The sequence below is a fragment of the Neobacillus sp. 204 genome, from assembly GCF_046562815.1.
GTDB lineage: Bacteria > Bacillota > Bacilli > Bacillales > Cytobacillaceae > Neobacillus.
On the sequence record NZ_JBJORY010000001.1, the window covers coordinates 674,257 to 695,168 of the forward strand.

Sequence of the window (20,912 nt, forward strand, 5' to 3'; positions counted from 1 at the left end):
TTATTTGTAAATTCATACAAAGGAGTATTTATAAATCATGTTTAAATTTTTAAAAAAAGAAAAAGTTGTTGAAATTTACACACCTGTCAATGGTTCAATCATCGCGCTGGAGGATGTTCCAGACCCGGTTTTTAGTCAGAAGATGATGGGTGAAGGAATTGCAGTCATTCCAACTAACGGCAATATTCATTCCCCGGTAAAGGGGACTGTGATTCTAATTGCAGCAACGAAGCATGCGATTGGGATTCGGGCTGAGAATGGGGTAGAAATTCTCGTTCATGTCGGACTTGAAACGGTTTCTTTAAAAGGGGAAGGATTCAACAGTGTTGTAAATGTTGGCGACCAGGTTTCTGTCGGGCAATTATTGATTGAGGTTGATTGGGAATTTATATGTACAAATGCAAAAAGCATCATAACGCCTATAGTCATTACCAATAGTCTTCAGAATAAAAATCAATATATCTTAACAAAGGAAAAGGAGGCTATTCAAGGGAGGACCGTTCTTATTAACGCAACTGCAAAATAAATACATCTTTAAGCTTTAAGGAGGTGATCGACAAAGTCGCATAAGCTTGAAATTTAAATTGGGTTCGTTTTTTTTACGGAATTATTTCATTTCTAGTCGTTTATTTTTAAAAGAATTTTATTAGGGGGAAAAAAATGAGAAAATATTTACAGAGAATTGGTCGTTCATTGATGTTACCAGTAGCAGTTCTACCCGCTGCTGCCATTTTGATGGGTATCGGTTATTGGATCGATCCTACTGGATGGGGTGCTGATAGTCCTCTGGCTGCTTTTTTAATTAAAGCCGGTGCTTCAATTATAGATAATATCCCAATTCTTTTTGCGGTTGGAGTTGCATTGGGAATGGCGAAAGAAAAAGATGGTTCATCTGCGTTAAGTGGTTTGGTCGCTTACCTGGTTGTGACAACCTTGCTTTCAACAGGCTCAGTTGCATTGCTGCAAGGAATAGATCCAGCAAAGGTTGACCCAGCTTTTGGGAAAATAGGAAATGCATTTGTAGGAATTCTCTCCGGGGTCGTTGCCTCCATGATGTACAATCGTTTTAGTCATGTGAAGCTGCCAGATGCCTTAGCCTTCTTTAGCGGGAAACGTCTAGTTCCAATAATGACAGCGGTTTCAATGTTAGTGGTTTCCGCAGTATTATTTTTCGTATGGCCTGTTATATTTACAGGATTAGTTTCATTTGGTAAAGGTATTAGTGAATTAGGCGCTGCCGGTGCCGGACTTTATGGATTCTTCAATCGATTATTGATTCCAACAGGATTACACCATGCCTTAAATTCTGTATTCTGGTTCGATGTTGCAGGTATTAATGATATCGGTAATTTCTGGTCTGGAAAAGGAACAAAAGGAATCACAGGTATGTATCAAGCTGGCTTCTTCCCAGTAATGATGTTCGGATTGCCTGCAGCTGGACTTGCGATGTATCATACGGCTAAAACAAAAAAGAAAAAGCAAGTGGCATCCTTGATGCTAGCAGCAGGTTTCTCCTCCTTCTTTACCGGGGTGACAGAGCCAGTTGAATTTGCTTTCATGTTTGTTGCGCCATTGCTTTATTTGGTTCATGCGGTTTTAACAGGTATTTCATTAGCCATCGCAGCAGCATTCCACTGGACAGCAGGTTTTGGCTTTAGTGCAGGATTAGTTGACTTTGTATTAAGTTCAAAACTGCCGTTAGCGAATCATCCTTATATGTTACTAGTCCAAGGTTTAGTATTTGCGGTTATTTATTATTTCTTATTCCGGTTCATCATTACAAAGTTTAACTTAATGACTCCCGGCCGTGAGGAAGATGATGAAGAGTCATCTGATGGAATTGTAGCAAAAGGTGAAAGCAAATTTGCAGGTATAGCTGCCCAGATTTATGAAGGATTAGGCGGAGACGCGAATGTTACTTCTGTTGACAATTGTGTAACGCGCTTAAGAATGGAAGTTAAAGACATGAAGGCAGTAGATCAAAAGAAAATTAAGGCGACTGGGGTGCCAGGAATTAATATCGTGGGGCCACAAAGCATTCAGGTCATTGTAGGAACAAATGTACAATTCGTAGCAGATGAAATATTAAAAATTCGTAATAAAAAATAAACTTGGATGGAGAAAACGCTAGGCCATCCAAGCGTTTTTTCCATAATTTCAGTGTTTTCTTAATCTTTCAATATGAAGGGTTAAGAATCCGAGTTCAAGTTCAGGAAGTTGAATAGCATGAGTTTGCGAAAGGTCCGAGGCGACTCTTTTTGCACAGTTGTAAGCAATGGGAAATTTAGTTATGAACATCTTCAGCATCTCGTCATCAATCGAATGAAATTTATCGGTGCTAATCCTAGAAACAGTATAGCGAAGATGGGTCATTAAACGTTGGTAAGATTGCACATCTTCGTCTATATCAATCTTTAAGAATTCCTTGATTATCTGTATCATGTTACTGATAATGGCTGTTTGTCTAAGAGTTTGCTTCATGTCACCACCCTGTATCTTAGCTGTGTGAATATGAAGAGCAATATAGGCTGCTTCGTCAACATGCATCTCCAGATTTATTCTCTTTTTAATATGGCGGATTGCCCACATTCCGATATCAAATTCTTTTTTATAGAGTATCTTTATTTCATGAAAAAGCTTGTTATTAAGATTGATTCCGTCCCTTACTCGTTCAATGGCAAAGGATAAATGGTCTGTCAGTCCGATATGAATATGGTCATTTAATTTGGCGCCGAGGTATTCTTCAGCATAAGTAATAATCTCCTCTGAGATATCAAAATGTTCTTGGGGAATTTGGAGGAGCAACTGTTGGAACTTTTCATTTTCTTTCATGACAAATAGCTTTTCAATTTTGCTTGGATTAATAATGTCATTTTTCTTTTTTTGAAAAGCGATTCCCTTACCAATAGCAATCTTTTCTTTATGGTTATCTGTCACCACAACGGCATTGTTGTTCAGGATTTTTTTAATTTTCACCTTAACCCAGCTCCTTTTTACATCTGTCAAACAGAGAAATAATAATTGAGGATTTCTAAAAAGTAACATTCAGAAATCTGTATTAGAACAAAAACATTCTTTATATAGAATAATATTCTTGTTACAGCCGTTGAGGTCATTAATCATTTTTTGTTCTACTTTTTCACATCATATTTCTCCTTTACATATGTAGTTAGTAGTTTAATATATTTGAAAATTGTAATTATTGGAACGAACCACTATTCCAAATTATAAGTAGGTAATGTCTTTGAGTAAATTGGGGGAATTTCACATGAAGTTTATTGATATTTTTTAACATACACATGCTAATAAACTTATGTTTTTGATACATTTTGTAAAATAAGATTGAAAAAGAAAATATTTTTATTCCATTCAGAGTCGCTATTTGTAAATTATCATCACCCGATTTGGGGGAATATTGGAATTTTATGTGAAAATAGAATTTTTAATTTATATATATTCCTTTTTTCACATCTTTTTTTCATGAAAGCAGCTTCATAACGGCAGATGCATTCTAGAATAAATACTAGGCGCAGGGTTTGAAGATCCTATTAAATTGTGACTAAGCAGAAACATCCCTTAGAATCGTATTTAGCTAGTAGTTAAGTTAATGGGGAATAAGAGATGTTGTGAACAAAACCTTCGCGGTGACAAATTCTACAGAAATGAACACTAGGACAGTAAGTTAAGAACCAAAATTACAATTCCATATCAAAAAAAAAGGAGAATATAGATTGAAAAAATTAATTAAAAATAAAACGTTTCCTGTGACAATAGTATTTATTTTACTCCTTAATTTACTTAATTTCGTGATAATAATACCTAATAATGCTAATGCTGCTCCAAATATCCCTTCGTTATTACCAAAACCTGTAAGTTATATAGCTGGCACTGGTCAATTTGCTTTAACTCCAAGCACTTCGATATACGTAGCTGGTAATTCTCAAGAAGAAACAGATGAAATTTATAACATTGCTCAATTACTTGTAGCAAAGCTAAATATTTCCACTGGGTTTAATATCAAGGTTACAAAATCAAATACGCCTCAAGCAGGAAGTATATATTTTACTACAATTGGAGGAACTTCTGAGCAAGGAAATGAAGGTTATAGTTTAGTTACAGAAACTGATAAAGTTACAATTACTGCGTATAAACCTGAAGGTATTTTCAGAGGTACACAAACATTAATACAGCTCTTTCCAGCAGAAATTGTAAAGAGTTCAGTTGTTACAGGAGTACCATGGGTAATACCTTGTTCAACGATTAATGACAAGCCTTCCTATAGTTATCGAGGGCTAATGCTGGATGTAGCCAGGCACTTTTTCACAGTAGATCAAGTTAAGCGTCAGATTGATCTTGCATCACAATATAAGATTAATAAACTCCATTTACACTTGTCCGATGATCAGGGATGGCGAATAGAAATTAAATCCAGACCAGACCTCATAACATATGGAAGCATATCTGCAGTTAATCGTGATCCGGGAGGATATTATACACAGGAACAATTTAAGGATATCATTAGCTATGCAAATGCTAGATATGTCGAGGTTATTCCTGAAATTGATATGCCTGGACATACGAATGCAGCCTTAGCATCTATTCCAGAATTAAATCCTACTGGAGTCAGAGCGCAACCTAGGTATGATACAGCTGTTGGTTATAGTACACTTATGGCTCGATCTGAAACATCTTATGCTTTTGTTGATGACGTAATAAGAGAACTTGCTGCTATTTCACCTTCACCGTATATTCATATTGGAGGGGATGAATCTTTTGCAACTTCTGCAGCAGATTACGATTATTTTATAGGAAGAGTCGCAAGTATTGTAAATAGTTATGGTAAGAAGGTAGTAGGATGGGACCCATATGATACTTCAACAGGTATAACATCGAATGATTCCATTCTTCAAAACTGGCATTGTACTCCAACTACTGGGACTTCAGCCATATCAAAAGGAATGAAGATGATATTATCTCCAGCAAATGCTTATATAGATCAAAAATACTACGCTAATTCTCCTTTAGGATTAAGTTGGAGAGGATTAATAAATACAAACAAAGCCTACACTTGGGATCCAACAGATTTTGCTCCTGCAGCTTCTATTTATGGAATAGAAAGCACACTTTGGACAGAAACGGTTGTTACTCAGGATAATTTGGATTACATGATATATCCACGATTAATAGCTAATGCAGAGGTTGGCTGGACACCTAAGAATATTAGAAACTGGACCGATTTTAAGACTAGACTTTATAACCATGCTTCAAATTTAGAAAATAAGGGAATCAAGTATTTCGCAGATCCAATTGCTTTTTCTCCGCCAGCACTGCCAATTAACTCAAACTGGACCATGGATGAAGGTACAGGAACTACAGCAGCCGATAGCTCAGGTAGATATAATGCCACATTATTAAGTACCACAACATCTCTTCCAACATGGACACCAGGTAAATTTGGAAGTGCTGTTAGTCTTAATGGGACTTCTCAATATATAAGTTTGGGAGGTACAGAGTTAACTGGAGACTGGACATTGGGTATGTGGGTTTACGGAAAATCTAATATAAGCAAAACGGCAGAGGCACTAATTAGTGGCTCGACATCTAGTATTAAGGCTAACCAATGGAAGAATACAGGGAAAGTTGGCTTTTCCGTATTTGGAGTAAAAGACAGTGCCTTCAATTATAAGCTTCCTACGACAAACACATGGGTGCATCTAACATTTGTTGGCTCCAGTGCAGGGACATCACTTTATGTAAATGGTGTACTTTCGCAAACGCTTCCAGATAAAATGAATTGTCCGATGTCATATGTGGGAGTTGAAATACAACCAGGAACGGGTGCAAAAACTTCATTCTTTGCAGGCAGCGTCGACCAACTAACGATAGTCGATAGAGCCTTGAGTGCCAGTGAAATTGTAGGATTGAGTAAATCACCAATTGCAACTTTAAGTTCTATTAATTTAAATGGTACACCTTTAAATGAATTTGCAGCAGAAACAACTGATTACAATGTAATGTTACCGGCAGGAACAACTGAAGTTCCGACAGTAGCCACAACTACATCAGATAGTAATGCTAGTGCAGTAGTAACAGCTGCAACAAAACTACCTGGTAAAACAAATATAAAGGTAACTGCTGAGGATGGTACTACAACAAAGACATACAATGTTAATTTTACAGTTGATAAGTTGAAGGATGTAACCATTGCTGCTGATAAAACAGTGCTAAGCAAGACAAACAAAGGAACGATTATCATATCAGGAAAGCTTGACAGTGGTTTAGATGCGGATTTAACAAAAGCTGACGTACAGTATACAAGCAGTAATTCAGAAGTAGCATCTTTAGATGACAACGGGGTAATAACACCTAATAAAGAAGGAAATGCAGTTATTACTGCGATAGTTAATCTATATGGCACAATAATAGAATCAAATAACATCCCAATCGTAGTAGATTATACTGCACCTGTTTCTATCGCAAAGGTAAGTGGAACGGGGTCGAATGACTGGTCTAATTCGAATGTAACTGTTACTTTAAGTTCAAATGATAATTTGAGCGGGCTTAAAGGTACAGAATACAGAATAGGCGATAGCAGAGATTGGATTCCTTATAATCATCCAGTTGACATTAATCAAGAGGGAGTTTATACGCTGGAATTTCGCTCGATGGACATAGCAGGTAATTTAGAAGAGACAAAACAGCAGATTATAAAAATTGATAAAACAATGCCGCATTTTAATCTTACTGTAAATGGTAATAACTTAAATGATGGAGCATCCTTCGATGACTATTTACCACTTACCTTTAAAGTTGCAGATGATTTATCAGGAATTACTTCAGCAAAAATTAATATAGACGGCGAGGTCTATGTTATTGATACTAAAACACAGCAGAGCGTAGATATTGACTTGGCAGGGAAACTAGGACGTTTTACAGCTTTAGTTACACTAGAGGATGAAGCTGGCAACCAACTAGAAACGTCGCTTAGCTATAATGTCACAACTAGTATTAACTCAATGATGGAGTTGGTAAGCCGCTTTATTAATTCAGGTGAACTCTCTGGACCGATAATACCACAGCTTACAAATGATCTTGATCAGGCCCAGCATCAGCTAGATATTGGGGAGCCTGATCATGCAGCTAAGCATATACAGGACTTTTTAGACCGACTTAATAATAAAGCATTAATCAGTTATAGCAGTGAAAAAGCTAAAACAGTTTTGAATGCAGATGCACAAATAATATTAAATCCCAAAACTGATCCAATCCAATTTGATTGCAGCCAAAAACAGCTAAAAAATTAATATGAAGATTTGGTAATAATTTAGCACCAGCTTTTGCTGGTGTTTTTTTTACGGCAACAAGGAATCATCCTCAAATTTTTCCTAAATTATCAAAGATTAACTTAACCTATTATACGGGCGGAATGGTAAAAGTGTGGAGTTATCGGAAGGAAACCATAAAAACATGGTCCCAATATTTCCGAGATTAAATTACTGGAAGGGGAAATATATTGGCTCTAAAGTGGGGTTTATGATTGATTGGAACACCACCTTTTATAACAGGTAAAGATGGTGCTTTATTTTGTAATTTAAATTAAGGGTTCAATCCTTTTTATATTAATTATTAAGAGGTGATGAGTCAGCATTCGCGAGTAGAATTTAAAATGTTCTAAAAATTTCCTTGTGTTATGTGAATAATGTATTTGTCAATATTAATTTGAGCCACAGTGATCACTTCAAAAGTGAGCCATTTCAATCTGAGTTATTTCCATATTTGGGGGAGGATGAACATCCGGTGCCTGTCACCGCCCGATATTTGTCGAAGATTGATAGGTTTTTAGATAGATAGAAAGTGATTGTATGGAGTTGCAACTGAATATTGTGAGGGTGGTTGGTTGTCGCTGGAGTAACCGAGTTAAAATCAAAATCATTCGACTGGCGAGAACCATTTCAGATCTGGCGGGAGAGGATTTATTTAAGTATTCAAACGCGGTACCTTTGTGCTTTATGAATAAAGACTGTCTATTAGACTATTACAAAGGAACAGTAGAACAGAGGCGGGAGAAGTACTGCAAAAGTTTAATTGACTGTCTTGACACTAACTTAAGTTTAAAACGATAAAGTTTGATTGGATTTTTAAAAAAAATAACCACCAACATAAGCTGGTGGCAAATGAAAACCCAAATCTATTATTAGTTTATTCCTAAAGGTTTAAGGTAATCTTCGAGTACCTTACCTTTATATGTTGTTAATGGTTGTTTATGAACAGTAACGTCTGGATTTAACAATAAGTAGTATTCCTTTACATACTCCATATCTTTCACATCTACTACACCATCATAATTGATATCTGCATTTCGATCGTTTGTATTAAGCTTTTCGGAAATATAGGCAGCATCAAGAATATCGATTACATTATCATTATTAACGTCTCCGGCTCTCATTGTTCCATAGAAGATATACTTTAGTTTTCCAACTTCCTGTCCTTCGTATAGGTCTACTAATTCATCTACCTTTGTATGTCTTTCAAAGTGTCCAGGAACCTTTACAACGAGTTCATAGGATTGATTGATTAAAGGAAGATTCTTAAAAGAGAATCTTGCAGAACTGTTGATTGTCGCATCATATCGTTTTCCATCCTGGCCGATCATATACACCTCTGCCCCAACCTTTGAATAGTCCTTACTATAATCATGCCATAACGTACCAGGAGCGATATAGCCATCACACAAGAAGCCACCTTCAAGAACTGAAGTTGTTGGTAGTATATTGATTCCTCGACCAAATTTGTTAATGAACAAAGGCGATTGATTTAATACATATGCTTTTGCAGACGTGATGTTAAGTTGTTGAATCCATTTTGTGTAAACACTTGGAGTGTCTTTTACCTTAAATGTAAGGTTCATTACTCCCATATTTTCATTGATTCCAGAAGTAGTGGTTCCTGTTAATTGTGGAATTAATTTAATACTGTTCGTCGTACCGGAAGTTGTTTCTACCTTTGTAAAGCTAGTAGAAAGTCCCTTCGCTTGGGCAGCGTTTACAATTTGGCTGTTTAATTCAACACCTTGAAGTTCAAAGACTTGATTGTTATATGAGAGAGTATATTCTCCACCCATGAAATCTTTAATATTGTGCTCACTTAACGTTACCTTAAAAGTATCACCGTATTTTGCATTGTTTTTGTCAGATATTAATTTTACGTAAGGAGTACCCTTTTTAATCAATGAGTAAGTAAAATCAGGATGATCCTGAATGCTGTTCATAGCATTATCAAACGCTTGAAGTGTGAAAGTTGTATTATTACCCTGTGTAATGGTTTTTTTGTATTCAAAATTACCATTTTTGTCGATAGTAAGTGGAGTGCTTCCACTCTGGAAAGTAGTTAATACATTAATCATGTTAGAGGATTGGTCAAAATTCATTCCGTAAGTATTCATGACATCAACATTATCATCATGAATGTTTCCGCTAATTTTTAGACCAGTATCATCCACTTCATATACTCCACCAGGCATATTCATTTTAATTGTTGGAAGTGTATTTTCAATAAAGACTTTCTCTGACTTTTTAAATACAGCTCCATCTTCGTTTTGTGCCACTAGTTCAATTTCATATCTACCAGGTGAAGCAAGTTTCTTTGTTAAACTTACTGGTTGATCCTTATTTGAAGTGAATGGGAAATACAGTCCAACAAATCCACCTTCTACTCCCCAAAACGTATCTTCATTAAAATACCCACCATGGTAGGAATCAATGATCCCAAGTGCTTCCCCTGTATCTGCATTTTTTAAAACAATATCAACATCATTCATTCGACTTGAAAAACTAAATCCAATTGGAGTATATCCCATGTAGTTAGTATTCATATCTCTTCTAGTCGTAAAGGATTTAAATGGTACTTCCAATTCACTTATTCCTTCGTGTAACTTCTTAAATCCAAATGGAATTTGATAAACTTCGTTGCTATCGTTTTGATTCGTAAAGTAAATATATCCTTCGTATAAACCAAGCTCAGAGTCTTTTGGTATTAGTAGATTCGTTTTAATGGAAGAAGTTGAATTAGGATTTACCGATACTTCAGAAGCAATATCCAAATTCACACCATTTTTTAAAGCATCTTGTGACATTGAGCCACCTGGATTAAATGCGACCTTTACGTCAAATACTTTTTCTGCATTAGAGCTATTTGTTATATCAATTGTTCTTCTAATTTTATTATCTTTTTTAGATTCAGGAATAGGGCCATAAGCAATGTCACCTGCTGTTTGTGGTAGATTTACGTGTTGGCCATCTTGTAAAGTTGATATTTCATCCTTCACACTTACTTTAATAGACGAATGGACAGCTTCGTACGTGTCTATTCTTCCAGATCCTTGTTCAAATACACTATAGGAACCATTTAAGTTATCAGCGGTATTCATCAGAGCTAGTTTAACATCCTCAGGTGTGTATTCAGGATGGCTTTGCAAAATCAAGGCAGCAGAGCCTGCTACGTTAGGAGCAGCCATTGATGTACCAGAAAATCTTGCATAGGCATGCTGGTAGTCATCCCTATGGCCATATCCATTGGCATAAGCTGGTATGGAAGAAAACACTCCTACACCTGGAGCCGTGACTTCAGGCTTAATATCATAATCTCTTCTTCCCGGCCCCCTTGAGCTAAAGTCTGCGAGTTTATCCCCTTCCATCGTCATTTTACCAAAATCATTAATGGTTAGGTTTACTGGACCATTTTTTAACATATTGACAATTTTAGTGCCTTGTTCATTTAAAATGTTGAAGGTAGGGCAGAAGTCAAAGGAATAGCCAAAATAGTAAGGGATATAGTCTTCGTTAGGAACATTATTGTACAGAATAACCGCTTTTGCACCGTTTTCCTTTGCTAGCTTAATTTTCGCATTTAATGTTGCAATACCACGTTCAATAAGTACCACTTTGTCTTTAACATCTTTACCAATATAGCTAGGAATATCTCCTATACCCACATTAACGATCGGAAGAGTCATTCCTTTTAGCGAATTAAGGTTAGTATAATAATCTAGGGCCATCATTCTCATATTGTTTAAATTCATCGTTTCATTATTTGAACTGATAACTCCATTACTCGTCTCCGCAGTAACAGGAGAACTGCTAGCACCGACTGAAATACCAAGTGGTGATGCAGCTGGATTTCCGATAGTATACGGAGCTCCGTAATTCCCGGCTGCAATAACACAAACTGTTCCAGCCAAAGTTGCATTATTGATGGCAACTGACATCGGATTAAGCGGGTCGGTAATATCTGTTCCCAATGATAAATTAATAACGTCCATCTTATCTTGTACAGCGCGATCTATCCCTGCTATTATTGTTGCAGATAGGCCACTACCATATTGTCCTAAAACCTTATATCCATAAAGTTCTACATTCGGAGCAACACCCGTTATAGCGAAGTCAGAATTATTTTTCCCAGTACCAGCTATAATTCCCGATACGTGTGTTCCGTGATCTGTCCAGTATGAAGCCCCTGAAAGTGGATTAAATTGAGGCTGTCCTGATTTCGTATAATCTTGATAGGTTGTTTCCATTGGGTCTGGATCGTTATTAAATAAATCATATCCCCCCTTGTAAACATCCTTTAGGTCAGGGTGGGTATAATCGATTCCTGTATCAAGGACACCAACCTTGATACCCTTCCCAGTTATTCCTTCTTTGTGTAATTTGTTTGCACCTATTTGTTCTAGGTTATCCTGTGTTAAGGTTGAGCTGTTGTTTGTTGATTCGACTTCTGGTTCAGCGTTTGGATCAATGGAAACTTCTTTATTTTCAAAAACGGCTTGAACGGTATCCATACGTAGTAATTCTTGTACCTGATTGGCAGGTAGTGACATTGCTACCCCATTGAATGCATGTTTGAATTCTCTATTAATTTCAATGGATTTATTGAAATTTTGATTTCCATTGAACTGTTCCTTAAATTTTTTATGAGATTCATCGACCATTTTCATTGAATCATCAAGTGAGGCTTTGACGCCATTTGCTTGCTTTTTCTTATAATCAACCTCTGCTGGATCCTGTTTAAACTGGACAATGACATTTAAAGGGGTATCAACCTTCAAATTCACATCAGATGAGATTTTTAGCTTTTCAAAGTTGATCTCCTGCATACTATGAATTCTTTCTCTGTCAGCGTCGGATATATTTTTTATGTAACTGTCAATATCCTTAATACTTGAGTTGGTTGTATCTGTCACCGCAAAAGATTTTTGCCCAGGGATTAAACAAGTTGAAATTAGGCTTGTGGTTAACACCCCAGCTGCCATGACTTTAATGATTTTTTTGTTTCTACTTTTCTTCATCGAACCTCTCCTCTTCAAACTAAATATGGAATCTAAATATATTTGTAAAAATGTGATGCTTTCGTGTTTGAATACGTTACTTCACATTTAATACACGGAATGATCTTTCAACAGCCCCTATTAAGCCTGATATTTTGAATGAATTAAAACCAAAGATTATACAAAATTTTCAGAATAATGGCCCGATTAGTATTATATGTAATTATGATTTTGAATTGTATTGGGGGAAAAATAGTCCAAACTCTTCCATATTTTTCTACACGCACTTACAATAAAAATATTTTTATTGTTACCTTTTGTAAAAAAAACAAAAAAAGAAAATAGTATCACTGGATTAATTGTAGCTATTTGAAGAATGCCGATATTTGACTTGGGGGAAAATTAGTATTTCGTGATAAATAAGGTTATTAATTTTTATATAAGGAATAAAAATAGGAAAAAGGAACCAATTCATTATTCTAGGATTAAGGCTTTTCAATTGTATGACCTTTTAAAGCCATGCCACATTTTTATCATGGAAAAGGAAAGGAAATTATAATGTAAAAAAACCACCAGCATAAGCTCGTGGAAAATTTTTTGCTATTAATCCAGATGGGGAAACTAAATGGTAATATGAATTAAACAGTCGATTATCTCCATCTCTTTCTCCTTTGAACTTCTATTCAATGCTTTTTTAGTGGAATAGAAAGAAAATTTGTAAAGTAACAAGATGCTGTGAAAGTTTTTGCGATTATTGAATGAAGTAAGCAGATGTAATATGATTCATGACGTGAAAAAGTGACAAGGCTCCAGTAACCTTTTTGGACTGGTCATGTCACTTTTTTAATTGAATGATATTTTAATAAATGCCATCATTTTAAGTACATTATTCAACCATCAACTACAAGGGCAGGAAAGCGAATGGTAAACTTTGTTCCTTTCCCACGTTCACTTTCGATTTCCACATTCCCTTTCATTGAATGGATTAACTGATTAATTTCGGTGCCTGTCACCACCCGATATTTGTCGATATTATAAAAGAATTGCAAATCTCAGCCTAGCATTTAAATTCTCTATTAATTCTTATGTGTATGACTCCTGCCGATTTAAGTAAGACACAGTTACCTTTCTAAAACGAAAAAGACGCTATTCCTTCTAAAATAATTGGAAAGAATAGCGTTTTATATCTTAAGCACATTACAAAAAAGAAACAACTTCCTTTGTGGCCAATGCGTATAAGACCAATAATCATCTAAAGACTAGTCTAATAGGTGCAGGTGCTTAATACTGTATAACAGACAGTTTAGAAATTGACAGGGTTGAGGTCACTGGTTCGATTCCTTTACAGAACATCGATAAAGGCCCAGATATTACCAAGTCCTTTTCTTTTTTTAATTTCGTTGTAAATTCTTTCAGCGTTTTCAATAAAAATATCTTCTCTCCAGTCTAAATAGTGATTTCTTACCAAACTGTAGCAGGGTTTAATGAAACTGTACATAACATTTACATTTAGTCGCCTTTGAATATTCACAGGGGACTATTTTTTATGCAAAAAGTTATTCGTAAGTTTAAACGTGGACAAGGTAATGAAAAGAGTACAAAAAAAAGCAACCATTCGGAACGAAGTCTTGCGAAATCTTGGCTGATTGTAATCTGAAGAGCCAACTGATCATGTTTTTGCTTCTGCTTCTGCTATATTGAACCGTATGATCAATCCTTTACTCCTGGCTCAGCCATATCATTTACCGCGAAGGGAAGGGACAAATCCATGGCTTCAGCTGCATTGCCGACATCAGGCTTAACATGTGAATTATCGGATTCTTCCTTCGGTACCATTGATGAGAAAAGGAAATTTACTTCGAACGGAAAAATCGGTCAATGCAATATAGTTTTGAAACATTAAGGCAATGAGGTTGGAAAATGCATAATCGATATGGCTTTGCCGGATGAAATGTCTTTTACCTCATCAGAAACAATCTCTTTATGTATAATCATTTTCACTACTATTTACAATTTTTTATTAATAGTTTACTGAATATTTACACAAATACTTTCTTCTCTTAAAACTTCCTAATTAATCTATTATTAGATCTAAAATATACTTAATGAGGAGAGATAGTCTATGAATAATGAAACTTCTAAAAATGGCTTGAACAGAAGAGACTTTTTAAAAGCAGGAGGAATGGGTACACTTGCTCTTACTCTTGGATCAACTGGTGTGTTAGCACTCGGTTCGAAAGCATTTGCGGATAAGACTAATAATCCTACCAGCGGTTATGGCGGTTATGGTCCTTTGGTTCCGGATCCAAATGGAATTCTCGATCTTCCAGAAGGTTTTCACTACAAAATTATCTCTGAAGAGGGCGGTTTAATGTCAAACCGGGCAAAAATCCCGGGAGCCTTTGATGGGATGGTAGCTTTCGAGGGACCTAACAATACGACAATTCTTGTTCGTAACCATGAATTAGGGGCAGGCGCAGCATTTGGAAGGAACCCTTATGATGCAGCAGCTAAAGGGGGTACAACGGGACTAGTTGTAGGACCAAATCGAGAAGTTATCAAAGAATATGTAACCTCTTCAGGTACAATCCGAAATTGTGCCGGTGGAGCGACACCGTGGGGTACTTGGTTAACTTGTGAAGAAACACGTTCCGCAACACACGGTTATGTATTCGAAGTAGATCCGGAACAGCCGGAGAACGAAATGTCCAGATCTCCAATCAAGGAAATGGGCCGCTTTTCCCACGAAGCCTGTGCGATTGACCCAGCGACAGGATATGTATACTTAACTGAGGATGCAAGCCCAAGTTACCTTTACCGTTTTATCCCAAATGAATTAAGCCAAAAACTAGGTGCGTTACAAAAAGGCGGTAAGCTTTATGCGGCAGCGATTGAAGCGGTAACTGATCCATCAGCAAGTACATTTAAAACAGGACAAACATTTAAGATTGTTTGGAAGGAACTAGATCCTCATCTGTGCCGCGAAGATGCAAAGGCACAAGGCTGCATTGAGTTCAGTAGACTAGAAGGAGCGTTCTTCCAAGAGGGTGTTTTCTGGTTTGACGACACCTCTGCCGGTGATAAAAAACTTGGACGCGTATACCGTTATATTCCTCACACTAATACATTGGAACTTTTCTATGAAGGAAATGATGCACGAGAAATGGAATATCCAGATAATATCTGCATGACCCCATGGGGTGACCTTTGGTATGCAGAAGATGGTTCAGGCCAAGATCGGATTATGGGAATTACCCCTGAAGGCAAAGTCTATCCTTTTGCCGCCAACCGTCTAAGTGGTTCTGAATTGGCAGGCCCTACCTTCTCGTCTGACGGAAACACACTGTTTGTCAATATTCAAAGCCCAGGCAAAACCTTTGCCATTTGGGGACCGTTCCAACGCAGAAACTCTGCACGTGCAAGGGAAATGTCCTATGCTGCTCCTGCGAATCTTGCACCACAAGTTTCGGATAAAGTGGCTAAGGCTGCCGAGGAACAAGGTATGTCCGTTCTAGAAGCGGCAGCATTTGAGCGCCATGGAGTGAAATTAATCTAATTTGCGGAATTCAAGTTATAAATTAAGGTCTAAGTGGTGCCATGCTTGGTGCCATTTTTAAAATTACAAATCACTAGAAAACACAAGGAAATAGAAACCTTGTTTTATCAAGATTTGAGGGTATATCAAGATACTAGAAACACAGGTGCTAGCAAACGTCAAACTCCTTAAGACCCGCGTGTCAGGTCAGGTGGGTTCGATTTCCAGACAGTCCCGCCAAAAACTTTGACACACCAATGTTTTTGACCGTTTGGGATAAATTGGATTGAATAAGTGTTTTTACAGATAGACGGTGTAGGGTGATGTCAAACAGACTGGGGAGCCTCTTTTGCTATGTTAGGAAAACCCGATGAAGTGAAGGAGGCTTTTTATTTATGGCAGAACGGTTTAAGCGGGCAAAAGAGCTGTATGGGTTGCGGCCGCGTCCACTAAAAGAAGACAGGAAAAAAACCTTCAAAAGTGAAATTATTAAATAGATAAGCAGTACACTAACAGGGGGAAAGGATCTTTTTAGACAGTAGACCAGTTCGAAAATCGGAGTAGTCTACTGTCGGCATTAATCCTACATTGATATGTCTTTGGGCTCGTTTTGCTTCGAGATATATTTTTTCGGTATTGCGTCATCATACGGCATATCGCTATGTCCGTAGCTTCGATGAATCATCATATACAATAAACCAGATCCAACAACTACCACTCCTGAAATGAGCACGATATAGTTATCATACCATGGTACATCTGGCGTTCTTGGCCAGCACATGTTTATCATTGCGATTATTCCGTAAACAAGTGCACCGATATTGATAGGGAGTCCCCACGTGCCTAATTGATACTTTCCACTTGGCTTCCATCCTTTAAGTCTAGCTCGAAGCGAAGCAAGGACAACCATTTGGAAGCCAAGATAAATGCCAAATGCCGCAAAACTGACTATCTTTGTGATCGCATCTGTAGAAACCTTTGATCCAAGCACAATGATAGCAGGAGCAAAAGCCGCAAGAAGAAGGGCAAATGGCGGGATGTGACGAGCAGCCGAAAACTTCTTTAACAATTTGCTTCCTACAATCATGTCATCACGTCCATACGAATAGGTAAGTCTGCTTGCTGCCGCCTGTAAACTCATTGCACATGAAAGGAAAGAAATCACCACAATACCCAGTACAATCTATGCTCCAATAGGGCCAAATGCATCGTTTAGTATAGTATCAACAGGTGTTACATCCTCACCAGCGATAACTGCTGGGATATCAGCAATGGCAAGGATTAAAGCAACGCAAACAAAAGTTGCTGCAGCACCGCCAATGTAAATTGTCCGACGCATTGCCTTCGGGATAAGAACACCTGGATTCGGTACTTCTTCAGCTACATCACCACAAGCTTCGAACCCATAATATTGAAAAATTCCAATTAATGAAGCTGCTGCAAATGCAATAAAATAGCTATCACTGCCTGAAGCACCAAAAGAATCAAAGAGCACGCCAAGACCATGATGCCTTTCTGTTAAAAGCAGCCAGCCGCCAACTATAAGCGCACAGGGAGCATTATTCTAACTTCATCCAATACAGTAACTCTCTTATGTTATTTACATTGCAGTTTTTCATTGAAAGCGGTGAATATGCAAGACACGTAAAACGGATGAACCATCAGTATGATAAACGAAGAAAATTGTTAATCGCGGAGCTTCAACAGCGTTTTCGAGAGGAGATCGATATTGAAGATGTTTCGGCAGACCTTCATTTTCTCGCTCATTTTCATACGGGGAAAGGGTATCAGGAAATAGAAGAGAGCGCCTTACGGTTAAAGATTGAAATCTATTCGATGCGGAGGTTTATGTTAGAAAAGAGCGTTAATTTCGAAAACAGGATTAGTTTAGTTTTGGGCCGCAAAATCGGCATAACCACCATACGCGATTTCCCGATCCTGGTGAGATATTGGAAGGATTTAAGCCAATGTTCTTTGTAGGGTGCCACTGTTTTGCAATTTCAGGTCCGATAAGAACCTTTACATAATCCATTTCGAGTCCTTGAACAGTATGGATACAGCCAATTTGGTAGGCACAATATGGATTTTAGAGAAGCCTGACTAGGAAAGAAAAAGAAAAAATAGTATAAACAGAATTACAAACTGTCAAGACTATCTTCATAATCATATGAAAGGGTTTTGAACATGATTAAATGGGAATCATTAAATGAAATAATTGAAAGAATACCAACAATGTCTGATGAAGAATTAATTTCATGGAGTGAAGTTTGTTCCAAAGAAATAGAAAGAAGGAAAATGGTCAAAAAGCGAAAACTCATCAAAGCCAAAAAGGAAACCAGAATTAAACGAATAAAATAGAAGAAACCCGATCCATTATAAAAGGAGAGTGAAAAACCACTCTCCTTAAAGTGCTTTGTTATTATACAAGCTCTTGCTTTATTACTTTATTTCCCCGTTAATACAGCCTTTTTCAACTTCAAGTCGAAGCGGTCGGCATTCATTACTTTGACCCAAGCTGCGATAAAGTCGCGCACAAACTTCTCTTTGTTATCGTTTTGTGCATACACTTCTGCGATGGCCCGGAGAACAGAGTTGGAACCGAACACGAGGTCCACTCTTGTTGCTGTCCGCACTACTTCAACTGTTTTGCGGTCACGTCCTTCATATACGCCTCCATCTACAGGAGTCCAAGCTACTCCCATATCCAGCAAGTGAACAAAGAAGTCGTTAGTGAGTGTGCCAACACGATCCGTGTAAACTCCGTGTTTTGTGCCCCGGTAGTTAGTACCTAGAACACGCATACCGCCAATAAGTACAGTCATTTCTGGCGCAGTAAGGTTTAAGAGTTGTGCCTTATCTATCAGGAGCTCCTCTGGACTTACACTGAACTGCTGCTTCTGATAGTTGCGGAACCCATCAGCAACAGGCTCCAGCACGGCAAAGCTTTCCGCATCTGTTTGTTCTTGCGTCGCATCGCCGCGTCCAGGAGCAAACGGAACCGTTACGTCAAAGCCTGCATTACGTGCTGCCTTTTCTACCGCAGCACTGCCACCTAGGACAATCAAATCGGCAAGGCTGACTTTTTTATCTAATGTACTTTGAATGTCTTCGAGTACATGGAGGACTTTTGCAAGCAGCTCCGGCTGATTCACTTCCCAATCCTTCTGTGGAGCAAGACGGATGCGGGCACCATTAGCGCCGCCGCGCTTATCTGAGCCGCGGAAGGTACTGGCGGATGCCCAAGCAGTTGTGACAAGCTCGCTTACAGTAAGTCCTGCGTTCAGGATTTTTTCTTTTAGCTCCGCCACTTCTGAATCTGTTAATTCATAATCAACAGTCGGTACAGGATCTTGCCAGACCAAATCTTCTTCAGGAACCTCAGGGCCAAGATATCTTGCTTTAGGACCCATGTCACGGTGAGTTAGTTTGAACCAGGCACGGGCAAAGACTTCGGCAAATTCTTCCGGATTCTCATGGAATCGTCGGGCAATCTTTTCGTATATCGGATCATGACGCAATGCCATATCAGCGGTGGTCATCATCGTAGGTACTTTAAGGGATGGATCTTCTGCGTCTGGTGCAAGATGTTCCTCAGCAGGGTCTACCACAAGCCACTGCCATGCACCTGCAGGACTCTTTGTAAGCCACCATTCATAGCCGAACAATAGATCAAAGTAACCATTATCCCACTGTGTCGGATTAGCAGTCCAAGCCCCTTCAATACCGCTGGTAATGGTATCGTGGCCAAAACCCTTGCCGTATGTGCTTAGCCAGCCTAAGCCTTGCGCTTCAATCGGAGCAGCTTCCGGCTCCGGACCAACAAGGGCAGCATCTCCTGCACCGTGCGCCTTACCGAAAGTATGGCCGCCCGCTATTAAAGACACTGTTTCTTCATCGTTCATTCCCATACGTGCGAAGGTTTCACGAATGTCACGAGCACTTGCAAGGGGATCTGGTTTGCCATTTGGACCCTCAGGGTTCACATAGATAAGCCCCATTTGTACGGCAGCCAGTGGATTTTCTAGATCTCGATCGCCTGAGTAACGATTATCACCCAGCCATTCTGTTTCTGTACCCCAATAGGTATCTTCTTCTGGATGCCAAATGTCAGGCCGTCCTGCTCCAAATCCAAATGTCTTGCCACCCATGGATTCAATCGCTACATTACCTGTTAAAACAAGCAAGTCAGCCCAAGAGATCTTGTTGCCATACTTTTGCTTAATCGGCCATAGCAGACGCCGGGCTTTATCAAGGTTACCGTTGTCCGGCCAGCTGTTAAGGGGAGCAAAACGTTGGTTACCCGTTCCAGCACCACCGCGGCCATCGCCTGTCCGATATGTACCTGCAGCGTGCCAAGCCATTCGGATAAAAAACGGTCCATAATGTCCATAGTCAGCAGGCCACCAATCTTGACTGTCTGTCATGAGTTCTTGGAGATCATGCTTAAGCGCATCGTAGTCTAACTTTTTAAATTCCTCTGCATAATCAAAGTCTTCTCCCATAGGGTTCGATTTTCTGTCATGCTGATGGAGAATGTTCAAGTTCAACTGATTTGGCCACCAGTCTCGGTTTGACGTACCACTAGATTTTGAACTAGTAGTGCTACCGTGAAACGGGCACTTTCCCATGTTACCATTTTCTTGCATGCGTTTTGCTCCTCCTTCTTTGACTAAACTATTTAATGGAAAATTTTCCTTTGGGATTTATAAATTGGAAAATTACCCCTAACTATAATTATAATAAACTCTTAATTGTGTTGAAAGAAATATTGTCTTTAAGAATGAAATAATTGCCAACAAATATACAAAGTATCTCTCTAGTTACTTTATATACATATACCAGGTAAGAAAGTTGTAGAACCAGTAATTAAGACAAGGTTTCTGAATTTGTAGTTGGGGAATTAAATTATGATTTGAAAGATGTAATAAATTACGTTCAAATATTTGCAGGCACGGTTTCTATAAAAAGTCAAGGGCAGTAGAAATCTAATACCTCTGTAGTAGTTGATATCGTAATATTACTCCAGAGAGGGTTTTCAGCCTTCCTTTTTTTTGC

At 38.2% G+C, this 20,912-nt stretch carries 10 protein-coding genes and 1 pseudogene; 5 read left to right on the plus strand and 6 right to left on the minus strand.

The window, feature by feature from the left end; genetic code table 11:
• Positions 1–37: 37 nt before the first annotated feature.
• Together ACJ004_RS03295 and nagE are read left to right on the plus strand one after the other, a co-directional pair.
• Positions 38–526 carry a PTS sugar transporter subunit IIA gene (locus ACJ004_RS03295; protein WP_410891089.1) on the plus strand — a complete coding sequence of 163 codons (489 nt, stop codon included), beginning with the start codon at positions 38–40 and terminating at the stop codon, positions 524–526.
• 134 nt (positions 527–660) lie between these two features.
• Positions 661–2,109 (plus strand): N-acetylglucosamine-specific PTS transporter subunit IIBC, encoded by a 1,449-nt coding sequence (gene nagE, locus ACJ004_RS03300; protein WP_410891090.1) that lies wholly within the window; start codon positions 661–663, stop codon positions 2,107–2,109.
• 48 nt (positions 2,110–2,157) lie between these two features.
• Here nagE and ACJ004_RS03305 read toward each other — a convergent pair whose 3' ends face one another.
• Positions 2,158–2,976 carry a PRD domain-containing protein gene (locus ACJ004_RS03305; protein WP_410891091.1) on the minus strand — a complete coding sequence of 273 codons (819 nt, stop codon included), beginning with the start codon at positions 2,974–2,976 and terminating at the stop codon, positions 2,158–2,160.
• A gap of 755 nt (positions 2,977–3,731) precedes the next feature.
• On the opposite strand from ACJ004_RS03305, the gene ACJ004_RS03310 reads away from it, so the two are divergent.
• Positions 3,732–7,304, plus strand: coding sequence for a family 20 glycosylhydrolase (locus ACJ004_RS03310; protein WP_410891092.1), 3,573 nt, complete (start codon positions 3,732–3,734; stop codon positions 7,302–7,304).
• Between the two features lie 890 nt (positions 7,305–8,194).
• Here the strand turns inward: ACJ004_RS03310 and ACJ004_RS03315 are convergent.
• Entirely contained in the window at positions 8,195–12,343 is a 4,149-nt protein-coding gene (locus ACJ004_RS03315) for a S8 family serine peptidase (protein ID WP_410891093.1), read from the minus strand.
• Between the two features lie 1,689 nt (positions 12,344–14,032).
• A complete protein-coding gene (locus ACJ004_RS03320; RefSeq protein WP_410891094.1) occupies positions 14,033–14,158 on the minus strand; it encodes a hypothetical protein in 126 nt (41 codons plus the stop codon).
• A 286-nt stretch (positions 14,159–14,444) separates the two neighbouring features.
• Here ACJ004_RS03320 and ACJ004_RS03325 point away from each other — a divergent pair, with 286 nt between their 5' ends.
• Positions 14,445–15,878, plus strand: a complete 1,434-nt coding sequence (locus tag ACJ004_RS03325; protein WP_410891095.1) for an alkaline phosphatase PhoX — start codon at positions 14,445–14,447, stop codon at positions 15,876–15,878.
• 562 nt (positions 15,879–16,440) lie between these two features.
• Here the strand turns inward: ACJ004_RS03325 and ACJ004_RS03330 are convergent.
• Both ACJ004_RS03330 and ACJ004_RS03335 read right to left on the minus strand, forming a co-directional pair.
• Positions 16,441–17,400, minus strand: a pseudogene (locus tag ACJ004_RS03330) (APC family permease).
• Positions 17,401–17,739: 339 nt separating this feature from the next.
• Complete coding sequence (locus ACJ004_RS03335; RefSeq protein WP_410891096.1) at positions 17,740–17,889, minus strand: zinc-ribbon domain-containing protein; 150 nt, start codon at positions 17,887–17,889, stop codon at positions 17,740–17,742.
• Between the two features lie 152 nt (positions 17,890–18,041).
• On the opposite strand from ACJ004_RS03335, the gene ACJ004_RS03340 reads away from it, so the two are divergent.
• Complete coding sequence (locus ACJ004_RS03340; protein ID WP_410891097.1) at positions 18,042–18,215, plus strand: hypothetical protein; 174 nt, start codon at positions 18,042–18,044, stop codon at positions 18,213–18,215.
• Positions 18,216–18,301: 86 nt separating this feature from the next.
• Here the strand turns inward: ACJ004_RS03340 and katG are convergent, their stop codons facing one another.
• Positions 18,302–20,503 carry a catalase/peroxidase HPI gene (katG, locus tag ACJ004_RS03345; RefSeq protein ID WP_410891098.1) on the minus strand — a complete coding sequence of 734 codons (2,202 nt, stop codon included), beginning with the start codon at positions 20,501–20,503 and terminating at the stop codon, positions 18,302–18,304.
• Positions 20,504–20,912: the final 409 nt, after the last annotated feature.

What these genes read in the sequence shown, in the direction of transcription:
- ACJ004_RS03295 (WP_410891089.1), top strand. Translation starts at nt 38, where the DNA reads ATGTTTAAATTTTTAAAAAAAGAAAAAGTTGTTGAAATTTACACACCT.
- nagE (WP_410891090.1), top strand. Translation starts at nt 661, where the DNA reads ATGAGAAAATATTTACAGAGAATTGGTCGTTCATTGATGTTACCAGTA.
- ACJ004_RS03315 (WP_410891093.1), bottom strand. Translation starts at nt 12,343, where the DNA reads ATGAAGAAAAGTAGAAACAAAAAAATCATTAAAGTCATGGCAGCTGGG.
- ACJ004_RS03320 (WP_410891094.1), bottom strand. Translation starts at nt 14,158, where the DNA reads ATGGTACCGAAGGAAGAATCCGATAATTCACATGTTAAGCCTGATGTC.
- ACJ004_RS03325 (WP_410891095.1), top strand. Translation starts at nt 14,445, where the DNA reads ATGAATAATGAAACTTCTAAAAATGGCTTGAACAGAAGAGACTTTTTA.
- ACJ004_RS03335 (WP_410891096.1), bottom strand. Translation starts at nt 17,889, where the DNA reads ATGGATTATGTAAAGGTTCTTATCGGACCTGAAATTGCAAAACAGTGG.
- ACJ004_RS03340 (WP_410891097.1), top strand. Translation starts at nt 18,042, where the DNA reads ATGATTAAATGGGAATCATTAAATGAAATAATTGAAAGAATACCAACA.
- katG (WP_410891098.1), bottom strand. Translation starts at nt 20,503, where the DNA reads ATGCAAGAAAATGGTAACATGGGAAAGTGCCCGTTTCACGGTAGCACT.